Annotated in this window: 2 protein-coding genes; both read right to left on the minus strand. The window is 47.0% G+C overall.

Annotated features, from left to right (window positions below):
• Window positions 1-2: 2 nt before the first annotated feature.
• Window positions 3-998 carry a PorP/SprF family type IX secretion system membrane protein gene (locus MTO98_RS21795; protein ID WP_243481091.1) on the minus strand — a complete coding sequence of 332 codons (996 nt, stop codon included), beginning with the start codon at window positions 996-998 and terminating at the stop codon, window positions 3-5.
• Entirely contained in the window at window positions 995-13,921 is a 12,927-nt protein-coding gene (locus tag MTO98_RS21800) for a gliding motility-associated C-terminal domain-containing protein (RefSeq protein ID WP_243481092.1), read from the minus strand. Before MTO98_RS21800 ends, MTO98_RS21795 begins: the two co-directional genes overlap by 4 nt.
• Window positions 13,922-13,964 lie beyond the last annotated feature (43 nt).

Below are 13,964 nucleotides of genomic sequence, written 5' to 3' on the forward strand. Positions count from 1 at the left end.
AATTAAAGCCTTGGGCAAACAGGTTCAGGTTCTTGCACGCGTTTGCGGAATATATAGCTCAGGGATAGTTCAAAACCGCCATTGCCACCTGTAGCGCGGTTTAAGGATGATGTGTTTACATCATAACTTGCACCTATGATCAGGCTCTTTACATGGTAACCAACATCGGCCACCGCGGCATCTTTAAAGCGGTACAGAATACCTAAGATGAGCCCGTTATCGTTTTGAAATTTAAACTCAGAGTAAGCACCTACACCTTTGATATCAGCATATTGCTGTTTGATATAAACGGCGTTAGGAGTCAGGTCGAAAAAATCAGATGCTTTGATCTTTAAACCGCCGTGAACGGTATACCTGATCGGTATTTTCCCGCCTGATGTTGCCGAAAAGGCATCTTTAGGTCGGGACAAGTGGCCTACGCTAACACCTCCAAAAGCATTTACATCTTTAAAAGGGTCGCCATCATAATAAAAGATCCCTGCGTTGGCATCAAATACAGTGCTATTGGTGGTATTAAAATTTTCAAAGCTTGGCATGTTTGGATCAAAACCGCCTATGGGGCTATATTGACTACCAAACTGCAGTTTGTTCATATCAAAACTACGATTGATGATACCGGCCTGTACACCAAAGCTTAAACGCTGGTTACCATCGGCCGAGATAGAAATAGCGTATCCCAAAGCGCCATAGGCACTCAGATAATTGAAAGTGTGCCCCCCCGACGACTGGTCAAGGATATTGACACCCAGGCTCATCTTATCTGTTGTACGCATATCAGCTGATATGGCAGCTGTTTGATAGGCATTATTGATGGTTGCCCACTGGCTTTTAAAGTTAGCGTTCACACGCGAATCGCCGTTGATAACTCCGGCTAATGCAGGGTTGAGCCATAACGGATAAGCGTAGTACTGTGAAAAATGCGGGTCAACCTGGGCTGATAACCGTCCTGCTACCACAATAAGAAGCAGCAGGGTAACAATTGTGATTTTATTTCTCATCGTAGTAGATTGATAGTTCCTTTTCTTTTGATCACTTCTCCGTCGTTTAGCGTAGCCTCAACGTAGTACACATATACACCTACTGGCTGCGCCTTGCCTTTATAAGTTCCATCCCATCCGGCCGACTGATTGGTAGATTTGAAAATCAATCCACCCCACTGATCGTATATGGACATATTCATGCCTTTGATCACGGTGCCAAATACCAGGAACGTATCGTTATTGCCATCGCCATTAGGGCTAAAGGCGTTAGGGATAAATATGCTGTTACCAAGCGGATTGGTTGTTGTACCTGTTACCGCTGCCGAGTTATCGCTCAATTCACAACCGGATGCTCCCAGTGCCCTCACTACAATGGTGGCGCTTTGCAGCGGCTGCAGGTTATCAACCTTAAAGGTTAGCGCTGTACCAACACTGCTGAAAGTTGAGCCATTATTCATGCTGATCTCGTATCCGGTTGCTCCGGCTACGGCCTGCCAGCCAAAGGTTATACTTACTGCAGTAGTTTCGGTAACGTTAACTGATGGTGCCGCAAGTTTCTGCAATACCTGTACAGTTACCGCGGTACGTGTGCCCGAGTTACAACCTCCGCTGTTTGATGCTTCGGCATAGTAGGTTGTAGTTTGATTTAGTGCAGGAGTTGTGAAACTATCGCCGGTAGCCAATGCTGTTCCGCCGGTTGCATTATCGTACCACTTAATGGTGACATTTGCAGTACTGTTTACAGTAAGCGTAGCTGTGCTGCCCGGACAAATCCCGGCGTTTGGCCCGTTTACCGTAGGTGCAGTCGGAGCGCCAAGTATGGTTACCGTTGCAGATGCCCTGGCAGGTGAGCTACAGCCAGTACCATTAACCGCTTCCACATAATAAGTAGTACTTGCAGTTAACAAAGGTGTGGTAAAGTTTGTACCTGTATTAACCGGGGTACCACCTGTAGCTGCTGTATACCAGTTATAGCTAAAGCCTTGTTGTGGGTTTGAGATACTTATCAATACCTGCGATCCGCCACAAGCCGTTTGAGCGTTGTTAACCAGCAGTGGTGTTGACGGCGGTGCCGAAATAGTAACCTGAACACTTGCTGCTGATGAGCTTGCGCATGATCCGTTGCTGGCATCAACATAGAAGGTTGTATTTGCCTGGATAGGATCGGTGGTATAAGTCGGTCCGGTAAATAGCAGGTTGGTACGTGATGCATTACTATACCATTTGTAAATGATATTGGCCTGCGGCGATTGTACCGACAAAGTAGCTGTACTTCCGCTGCACACAGGCACATTGGCTAATGCAGGCACCGGCGTATTTGGCTGCGGAACAATAATCACATTCACAGCCAGTCTTGCCGAAGCATTACAGCTTTGGCTATTTGAAGCCTGTACATAATAGGTAGTATTTGCAGTTAATACAGGCGTTGTAAACGCTGTGCCTGTGTACAGCGAGCTGCCGCCGGTTGCTGCGCTATACCAATTGTATGTAGTAGCTGCATCGGGATTACTGATATGGATTGTGGCTGCATTGTTTTGACATACAGACAGATCTGCCGCTACTACCTGTGGTGCCGGAGTGGTGGTAGTGCTTATGGTTACCTGCACTGCGGTACGTGTGGTTGAAGCACAACTGCCGTTGCTTACCGCTTCAACATAGTAAGTTGTAGCTGCAGTAAGCGGTGGCGTAGTGTAAGTTGCGCCGGTGAATACAGGTGAACCACCGGTTGCAGCTGTATACCAGTCAAAGCTTACGTTAGGTGTTGTACTGGTTGCAGTAAGTGCTATAGTACTACCTGAACATACGGTGGTATTTCCACCACCCTGTGCGGTTACCGTAGGCGCGGTTGGTATTTGATTTACATTAATACTTACAGAAGTACGACCTGTTGATGTACAACCGGTGCTGTTCACCGCCTCGGCGTAGTAAGTTACATTACCTGCCAGTGCCGGTGTATTGAAGCTTGTACCGGTAAACAATGGTGTGCCTCCGGTAGCTGCACTATACCAGTTATAGGTAAAGCCTGCCTGTGGATTTGAAATATTAAGTGTTACAATACTGTTAACACAAGTTTGTACCGTGCTGCCATTGGTAATTACCGGTGCTGACGGCGCAGCCTGGATGCTTACCTGTGCTATTGTAAGGTTAGCGCTTTGGCAGCCAGATGCATTTACAGCTGCAACATAATAAGTTGCATTAGCGGTAATTGGCCCGGTTACGTAAGTTGTGCCCTCAAACAATTTTGTAGTTTGAGATGCTGTACTGAACCACTGATAAGTAATACCCGCTACAGGCGACTGAATCTTCAATGTAGCAGGTGAGCCTAAACAAACTTGCGTGTTATTGCTTGCCAATATTGGATCGGCAGGCAATGGGTTAACAGTTACTTTTACCTGGGTACGGGCAGATGCATTACAATTACCTGCCTGAGCTGCCTCTACATAATAAGTAGCATCGGCAGTTAAAACAGGTGTATTAAACTGCGTACCTGTGTACAACAAGGTTCCCCCGGTTGCAGCAGTGTACCAGCGGTAAACCACTCCTGTTACAGGGTTAGCGATACTCAGGCTGGTTGATTCGCCTTCGCACACGTTAAGGCCACCTGCACTTGCCTGTATAACCGGAGCGGTTGGTATGGGCTGCACGGTAATATCGGCACGGGCGCGGGTTGGACTTGTACATCCCGAACTGTTTGACGATTCAACAAAGTATGATACATCGGCAGTTAGATTGTTTATAGTAAATATCGGCCCGGTAAATACGGGAGCGCCGCCTGTTGCTGCTGTGTACCATTTGTAGGTTAAGCCGTTAACCGGGTTATTGACGCTCAATGTAGCACTGCCGCCGCTGCATACATTAGTGGTAGCTGCGCTTAATACAGGAGCAGTAAGCGTATTGGTTACAGTTACATCAACCGCTGTACGCGCGCCATTATTTGAACAGCTTGTGGTAGCATTGGTAGCCTGCACATAGTAAGTTACATCCTGGGTTATGGCTGCAGTAGGATAAGTATTACCGGTATGCAATACAGTACCGCCGGTTGCGCTTGCAAACCACTCATAATTAACACCTGCAACCGGGTTAAGCACGGCTAAAGTAGCGGTACTGCCCGGACAAACCTGTACGCTGGCTGATTGCACGCCCGGTGCTGCCGGACGAGGGTTTACGGTAATGGTAGCTTTTGTACGCAACGGGCTTACACAGCTGCCGTTAGTGATCTCGGCATAATAGCTAACCGTAGCAATTGGTGTTGCCTGGTAATTTGCACCGGTGAATACTAAAGTACCGCCAGTTGGTGCATCATACCAGTTCACAGTAGCACCTGCTGCATTGGTTACAGATAAGGTAACTGCATCACCCGAGCAAACTGATACTGCGTTTTGTGCAAGTATTGGATTTACCGGGGCCGGTGTTACGTTTGCCGTAGCTGCAACCCTGTTAGGATTAGGACAATTGTTTGAGGTGCGGCTACTTTCTACATAAAAATTAGTAGTGGCATTTAATGCAGCTGTAGTATAATTAATGCCTGTGTGCAGCAAGGTGCCTCCCACCGCTGCCGAGTACCATTTGTAAGTAACACCTGCAACCGGGTTAGCTACCGTAAATGTTGCTGTACCGCCTGCACATATATTGTCTGTTTTTGCAGTAAGCTGAGGTATTGGAACCTGTTTGGTTGCGTAGTAAATATTTAATGAATTAAATAGCGATAAAGTTGTGGTTAACCTAACTTCTATCGCGTTATAAGCAGCCCTCGGCACAAATTTCACTAAAGCTGTTTGGCTGCCTGTAAGTATGGTTATTTTGATCAGCGTGCTGCTTAAGGCAACCCTGTCATTGTTATCGGTATTGCCATTGAATGAACCTATTTGCAGCTGGCCTAATAAACCAACTGATGTAAGGTTAACCGGTACTTTTATTTTCACGGTTACGGTATCGCCGGCAAGGCCTGCATCGCCAAAAATCAGTTTCTGGCCTACATAACCTACAGCACCAACACCAAGCGTAAGCTGGCTGAAGTTAACTGTATCAATATCTACTGCGTTATCAGGATTTGTAACACCGCATAGCAAGCAAGCTACACCACTGGTAGTATTGGTTTGGGTGGATGCAAAGTCGCACGAAGTAGAGAATACCGGGTTAACAATTACAGTTACAGGTGTACGGGTTGTGCTGATACAGCCTGTTGCGTTTGATACCGCCTCAACATAATATGTTGTATTGGTAGTTAAAGCCGGTGTAGTAAAGTTTGCCCCTGTATGAACCGGGGTACCACCGTTAGCAGTGCTATACCAGTTAAAGGTAACATTAGCAGTTGTTGAACTGGCCGATAACTGAGCTGTTTGTCCGGATGTGATCTGTCCGCCAACCGGAACTACGGTGATAGTTGGAGCAACTGGGGTTGGGTTAACAATAACATCGGCTTTGGCGCGGTTTGCACTTGTACAGGTACCGGTAGCTGCCTCAACGTAGTATGATGTGTTAGCAGTCAAAGCCGGGGTAACATATTGCGCGCCTGTATGTACCGGAGTACCTCCCGTTGCTGTAGTATACCAGTTAAAGGTAACACCAGGTTGTGTTGACGAAGCAGTTAAAGTAACTGTAGAACCAGAGCATGTTTGCGTACTTGCCTGTGAAACTGTAGGAGTAACAGGAGTTGCGGTTACATTGGCTGTTACTTTTGTACGGCTGCTGCTGCTGCACTGGCCTCCATTTGCAGCTTCAACATAATAAGATGTAGTAGCAGTTAAAGCCGGAGTAGTAAAGCTGTTGCCTGTAATTATTGAAGTACCACCTGTAGCCGAAGCATACCAGGTATAAGTAACGCCATTAACCGGGGTTACAGCGAAGGCGGCAGGCTGACCCGCGCAAACTGTTGTATTTGGTACGGCCACAACCGGAGCAGCCGGTGGCGCAGTAACATTTACTTGTACTGGCGTACGAACAGCCTGCGAACAACCATCGGCAGTGCGGCTGGCTTCAGCATAATAGGTTGTTGATGTGGTTAATGCCGGGGTAGTAAATGTAGCACCGGTAAACACTGGTGAACCACCGGTGGCAGATGTATACCACCTCACAGTTACGTTTGCAGGAGCAGTGGCCGTTAGCGTAGCCTGTGTGCCAGAGCATGCGGTAACCGGAGATGCGGCAATAACAGGAGCCGGAACTGATTGAGATGCATCATATACATTGAGGGCGCTAAATACCCCGGCAAGCGCTGCGTTTAGTCTGATCTCTACCCTATCGAACGTATGGGCTGCTTTAAATGCGACCCTGAAACGATTGGTACCGCTTAGTAACTGAATGTTGATCAGCGAACCATTTACGCTGAAGTAGTCGTTATTAAAGGCTGCACCGTTGTAGGTACCTATTTGAATTTGAGACAATACGCTGACACTGGCAAGTGTTCCCGGAACGCCTAATTCAACTATTACGCTATCGCCTGCAATACCTGTATTGGCAAAACGCAGGGTTTGGCTGGCGTATGAATTGACTAATCCAATCGGAACATTTAACTGGGCAAAGGTATTACGGTCTGCGTCAACAGATCCGCCGGCATTCAGCACACCGCATCCCACGCACAGTAACCCACTTGTGGTATTGGTTTGGTCGATAGCGGCGTCGCAAGGTACAGGGTTTGAGCCCTGCTGATTTACGGTAACTATACCGGTTGCCCTGGTTGCCGATTTTACACCGGTTGCCGGAATAGATGATTCTGCATAATAAATGGTATTGGCAAACTGCGGCGGCGTGGTATATGTAGCACCAGTAAAGATGCTTGTACCTCCTGTTGGAGTGGTAAACCAGTTAAATACCGCTCCCGGCGTAGTTGATGAAGCAGTGAACGAGGTGGTTTGTCCCTGACTAACGGTGGTAGTAGGCGGTGTCACGTTTACATCAGGTATCACAACAGGTTGCACACTAATAATTACCGGAGTACGCGTAGCCGATACGCAATTACCCAGCGCTGTGCCTGCGTAGTAGGTTTTAGTAGCTGTTAAAACCGGGGTAACGTAAGGATTACCTGTAAATACAAGGTTGCCACCAGTTGGCGCATCAAACCATTGTATAGTTGCACCATTACTGGCGGTAGCATTTAAAGTAGCTGTTTGCCCGGCAGTGATAGTTACATTTTGAGCGGTTACTGTTGGTGCCGGCGGAGCATCGTCAACAATAACATTTACCGGGAACCTTACGGTCGATGCGCATGAACCACGGCTGTATTCTACATAATAAGTGGTATTGGCATTTAAGGCCGGTGTTGTATATGATGCGCCTGTATGTACAACTGTACCACCTACCGGTGCATTGTACCAGGTAAATGTTCCGTTGGCAGGAGATGTAATATTGATCACCGCGCTGCTGCCTTTACAAATTTCTGGTGCAGTTGGGTTAAATATTGGTTTAGGGAATTGTTGCGCTGCGTAGTAGATATTTAAAGGTGTAAGCAGGCTTGCAACTCCTGAATTTATTTTTACGGTAATGCGGTCGTAAGCTCCGGTTGCCGGAATATAAACCGCGTATTTATTCGAGCTGCCTGCAAGCAGGTACACTTTAATTAAAGCATTGTTAAGTGCAACGGTTGAGGTTGGAGTGGCACCGTTAGCCAGCGTTACCTGGATATTACCCAAAACAGCCGCGCTCAACAAGCCATTAGGGTTTTGCAATACCAGTTTAATGGTATCGCCTGCAAAACCCGGCTGTTGAAAACGAAGCTCCTGTTGGGCATATCCACCTAACAAACCGGCTAAAACGTTGACGGTTGATGCCGTTGTTGTATCGGCATCGGTTGCAAGCAATTCATTGGTTACACCGCAACCAAGGCAAATACCGTTAACAGTAATAGTTTCCTGGTTAGCAAATGTACAAGGTGCGTTAGTGTTAATGGTTACATTAATAGTGATTGCTGTGCGGCTGGCGGATGTACAGCCAGTGCTGTTAACAGCACTTACATAATATGTAGTATTACTGTATAACAAAGGCGTTTCAAAAGTTGTACCCGTAAATACCGGGGTTGCAGCGTTAGCAGATGTATACCAGTTATAAGTAACGCCGGTTTGTGTATTGGTAACCCCAATAGTTGTTTTTTGCCCTGCCGCTACCGATGTGTTATTGGCCGATAAAGTTGGATTAGCAGGAAGCGGAACAACGGTAACATCGGCCTGGGTGCGTTGGGCACTTGTACAGCCGCCTGCATTTACTGTTTCTACATAATAGCTTGTGTTATTGTGTAAAGCTGCGGTTGTGTAGGTTGGGCCGGTAAATACAGGTGTACCACCTGTTGCAGTTGTATACCAGTTATACGTATTTCCCGCAGCGGGGGTAGTTACTGCTAATGTTGCAACACTACCATCGCAAATACTTACGCTTGTTGCATTAAGGGCAGGTGCTGTTGGTGGCGGAGCCAAAGTTGCCGTAACCTGGGTACGGGTGGTGCTGATACAGCTCGTGCCCGACACTGCTTCAACAAAATAATTGGTGGTAGCATTGATAGCAGCAGTTGTAAAGCTGTTACCTGTGTGTACAAGGGTGCCGCCCGTTGCTGCCGAATACCAGTTATAAGTTACCCCATTAACAGAAGTCACATTAAATGTTGCTGTTTGGCCTGTACAAACAGTTACGTTTGGTGCAGCTACAACAGGTGCTGTTGGGATGGGAACCACATTGATAGTAACAGGAGTACGAACTGCCTGGGTGCAACCATCAGCGGTACGGCTTGCTTCAGCATAATAAGTTGTTGTAGCGCTGAGGGCCGGTGTAGTGTAGTTAGCCCCCGTGCCGACAGCCGTGCCGCCGGTAGCCGAAGTATACCATTTTACAGTCACGTTAGCCGGGACAGTAGCACTAATTGCAACCGGCGCGCCTGAACAGGTTGTTACCGGCGAAACCGCAATAACCGGGGCTGCCACCGATTGAGAAGCATCGTAAATATTCAAGCTGCTGAATACGCCAGCCAAAGCAGCGTTCAGCCTAACCTCTACCCTATCGAAATTGTGAGTTGCTTTAAACGCCACCCTGAAACGACTGGTGCCGCTCAATAACTGGATATTGATCAGTGATCCGTTTACATTTACATAGTCGTTATTAAAAGTAGTGCCGTTGTATGTACCTATCTGAATTTGTGAAAGTACACTTACACTGGCTAAAGTTCCGGGAACGCCCAATTCAACAACAACGCTGTCGCCGGCAAGACCAGGATTAGTAAACCTTAGTGTCTGACTTGCATAAGCGTTCAGTAATCCAACCGGAACTGATAATTGCGAGAATGTATTCCTGTCTGCATCAACCGAACCTGTTGCGTTGAGTACACCGCAGCCCACACAAAGTAAACCGCTTGTGGTGTTAGTTTGGTCGATAGCGGCATCGCAAGGTACAGGGTTTGAAGCCTGTTGATTGATAGTTACCGCGCCTGGCGCTCTTGTAGTTGATTTTACACCTGTAGCAGTTACTGTAGCTTCGGCATAATAAGTAGTGTTAGCAAATTGCGGCGGCGTAGTATAAGTAGCACCTGTAAAGATGCTTGTACCGCCGGTTGGCGTAGTAAACCAGTTAAAGGTTACACCTGGTGTAGTTGACGAAGCAATGAACGAAGTTGTTTGTCCTGCGTTCAGCGCAACTGTTGGTGGTGTTACCGATACAGTAGGTATAACTATAGGCTGTACGGTAATATTAACCGGCGTACGGGTAGCCGATACGCAACTGCCCAGAGCGGTACCTGCATAATAAGTTTTATTGGCGGTTAGTACAGGAGTCACAAACGGATTGCCTGTATGTACCAGGTTACCGCCGGTTGCTGCATCATACCATTGTATGGTAGCGCCATTACTGGCTGTGGCATTCAAAGTAGCTGTTTGTCCGCTGGTGATCGTTACATTTTGGGCGGTAACGGTTGGCGCGGCCGGAACATCATCAACCAAAATGGTAACCGGGAACCTTACAGTACCTGCGCAAGTGCCGCGGGTGTATTCAATATAATAAGTGGTATTGGCATTTAATGCAGGCGTTGTATATGATGCACCGGTATGTACCGAAGTGCCGCCTGTTGGCGTAGTATACCAGGTAAATGTTCCGTTGGCAGGCGATGTGATATTGACTACCGCACTGCTGCCCTTACAAATTTCAGGAGCGGTTGGGTTAAATACCGGTTTCGGGAATTGTTGTGAAGCATAGTAGATATTGAGCGGGGTCAACAAACTGGCAACACCCGAATTGATGCTTATCGTGATCCTGTCATAAGCACCGGTTGCCGGGATATAAACCGCGTATTTATTTGAGCTGCCCGCAAGCAGAAATACTTTTATCAGCGCGTTATTAAGCTGGTAGCTTGCTGTTGTAGTGGTACCATTGGCAAGTGTTACACCAATATTACCCAAAACAGCTGCTCCTAATAAGCCATTGGGGTTTTGTAGTACCAGTTTAATGGTGTCACCTGCAAAACCCGCTTGTTGAAAGCGCAATTCCTGCTTAACGTTTCCGCCTAATAACCCGGCTAATACATTGATGGTTGAGGCAGTAGTAGTATCAGCATCTGTAGCCAACGCCGGATTAGTGACGGTACAACCTAAACAAAGGCCGTTTACAGTCATCGTTTGCTGGTTGGCAAAAGTACAAGGCGCGTTGGTGTTGATAGTTACGGTAATAGTAACAGCTGTACGGTTTGCTGATGCGCAACCGGTACCATTTACGGCACTTACATAATAAGTTGTGTTATTATATAACAGAGGTGTTTGAAATGTTGTACCTGTAAATACCGGTGTACCTGCATTTGCAGATGTATACCAGTTATAAGTTATACCAGCCTGCGGACTTGTTACGCTGATGCTTGTTTTTTGCCCTGCAGCAATTGAAGCATTTGCTGCAGATACCGTTGGATCGGCAGGAAGCGGTGTAACTGTAACTGTTGCCTGTGTACGTGTAGCGCTGTTGCAGCCCCCTGCATTTACAGCTTCAACATAATAAGTTGCGTTAGCTGTTAAGGCTGATGTAGTGTAGGCAGCTCCCGTAAATACAGGAGTGCCTCCGGTTGCAGCAGCATACCAGTTATAAGTAGTACCTGCCACGGCGCCGCTTACCGATAATGTAGCCACGTTACCACTACAAATGGTAACATTAGCAGCGGTAAGTGTTGGTGCAACGGGTGGTGGGGTTATATTAGCAGTTACCTTGGTACGGGCTGCACTGGCACAGCTTCCACCTGCAACTACTGCTTCTGCATAGTAGCTTGTTGCGGCGGTTAAAGCCGGTGAAGTAAAGCTATCGCCGGTGTGCAGTAATGTACCGCCGGTAGCGGCGCTATACCAGTTTATGGTAACGCCGGCTACACTGGTGGCGGTAAACGTAGCGGTTTGCCCTGAACAAACGCTAACAGTATTGTTGGCTATAACCGGAGCAGCCGGCACAGCGTTTACAGTAACGGTTACTTTGGTTCGGTCCGACTCGTCGGTGCATCCGCTGCGCATGGCGGCAACGTAATAGGTTGCCGAAGCTGTTAAAACAGGTGTTGTAAAGGCAGCCCCTGTAAATACCGGAGATCCGCCTGTTGCTTGTGTATACCAATGAAACACAGTATTAGGTACGGCGGTAGCTGTAAAAGTAGCTGTAGTACCGGTACAGATCTGCGCATCGTTTGATGCTACATTATTTATTTTAATTACCGGCTTGGCAATCAACCGCTGTATCTCATATAAATCCAGGGTGGATAATACATTGGCGACGCCGCCTAATCTTAACTGAACCCGGTCAAATACTTTACCAGGTACAAAAGTGATCACCACCTTTCGCCTGTTGTTGGTTAAATCGAGCAACCGAAGTTGCAGTAATGATGAACTTAAAAAGGTTTGATCATTATTGTCTGTATTACCGTAAAAGGTATTCACCGATGAGCCGGTGAGCAGGCCTACCTGAAGCAAGGCCTCAGGTACCGAAAGTGTTAACCTTACCGAGTCGCCAACTATTGATGGATTGGAGAATATAACTGTTTGCTGTGCGTAGGCTCCTAATAGGCCTACACCTGCATTTAAAGTAGATGCAGTGTTCAGATTTCCGTCGATAGCGTTTTGCGGATTTACAACCCCGCCCACATTAAGTCCTAAATTCAGCAAACCCGAAGATATACCGTGCAATTCATCTATAGCAGTATTACAGGTAGCCGGGCCTGCCGTGGTCACAAACCCTTCATATAAATATAAAGTGCCGAGTGCCCCTACCAAACCACCGTTAAGTGTAACCCTGATCTTATCGTATGCGCCGGTTGGAGCAAAACTTAACTCAACCTGGTTATTGTTACTCAATAAAGATATGAGCGTAGCTGCCGAAACCGGGCTCCCAACCGGTGTGGTACCATTATAAGCTTGTAACGAAACCCCACCTAAAGCGGTAAGGCTTAAAAGATTATCGCCTGTGCCCAATTTTACGGATACCGGTGTACCCGCAGCTTTTTGCCCTCCCGGAAACGAAAGGTCCTGATAACTTTGCGCGGCAAGGCCTACAGCTACGTTTAAGGTAGAGTAAGTTTGCAAATTACCGTCAACAGCATTACCCGGATTGGTCACCGTACAGCCAAGGCACAATAACCCGCCCGCTCCCGGTTGCTGCGCGTTAGCGTAGGTACGCACTCCCGACGGGTTTACCGGTGGAGTAGTTGTTGTTGAGCCTACAGTGAGCGCAATTTTTGTTCTTTCCGATTCATCGGTACAACCTGTACGCGAAGCCGATACATAATAATTGGCAGATGCTGTAAGTGCAGGTGTTGTGTAACTTGGCCCGGTAGCCACCGCCGATCCGCCGGTTGCCTGGGTGTACCAATGAAATGTGGTATTAGCAACAGCATTTGCAGTAAGCGTAGCCGTTGAACCTGAATTGATCTGGGCAGTTACGCCCAGCGCATTATTAATTTTTGCAACAGGCCTTGGTATCAACCTAACAGCCTCGTAAAGATCAAGCGTTGATAATACATTCGCTACACCGCCAAGGGTAAGCTGCACACGGTCAAAAACATTTGCTGGCGAAAAAGTTATGGTAACCTTTCGCCTGTTGCTGGTCAGATCAAGTAACCGCAAGTTTAGAAGCGACGCGTTTATGGCTGTTTGATCATTGTTGTAAGTATTACCAAGATAAGTTGCTACAGAAATGTTCGACAGCAGCCCTACATCTATTAACGACTGCGGAATTGACAAGGTCATTCTTACCGAATCACCTATTACCGAAGGGCTGCCATATATAATAGTTTGCTGTGCATAAGCACCAAGTAAACCCACACCTGCATTTAAAGTAGATGCAGTGTTAAGGTTACCATCAATAGCATTCTGCGGATTTGCTACGCCGCCCACATTAATACCAAGCCCAAGCAAGCCCGACGATATACCGTGTAATTCATCAATTGCTGTACTACAAATACCAGCCCCGGTACCGGTAGTAAAAGCATCATATAAATAAGTGTTCGCCAAAACGCCGGCTAAGCCTCCGTTAACGGTTACCCTTATCCTGTCATAAGCCTGGGCCGGAGTTATGCTTACTTCAACCTGGTTGTTATTGCTTAAAGCCGTTAATAATGTTGCAACTGCTACCGGCGTACCAACAGCAGTATTGCCGTTGTATGCCTGTAAAAAAACACCTCCAAGTGCTGTAAGGCTCAATAATTTATCACCTGAACCTAATTTAACAGTTACAGGCGTGCCCGATGATTTCGGGCTCTGAAATATTAATTCCTGGTAGGTTTGTGCGGCAACGCCAACAGTTACATTTATAGAGGAAAATGTTTGGATATTGCCATCTGCCGCATTTGCGGCGTTTAATACGGTGCAGTTTACACAGGCAACACCCGTTGCGCCGTGTTGCTCGGCATTGGCATATGTCCGTTGTGCATACGCATATTTAATATTAAACAATGCCAATAAAATAAATAACGCTAAAGAAGCGTTCTTGATAAAGGCGAGGTTTTTCATAGGCATAGATATTTGAAATCAACTTCGTAAAGCTAAATCAAGC

It is taken from the genome of Mucilaginibacter sp. SMC90 (assembly GCF_022811725.1).
GTDB lineage: Bacteria > Bacteroidota > Bacteroidia > Sphingobacteriales > Sphingobacteriaceae > Mucilaginibacter.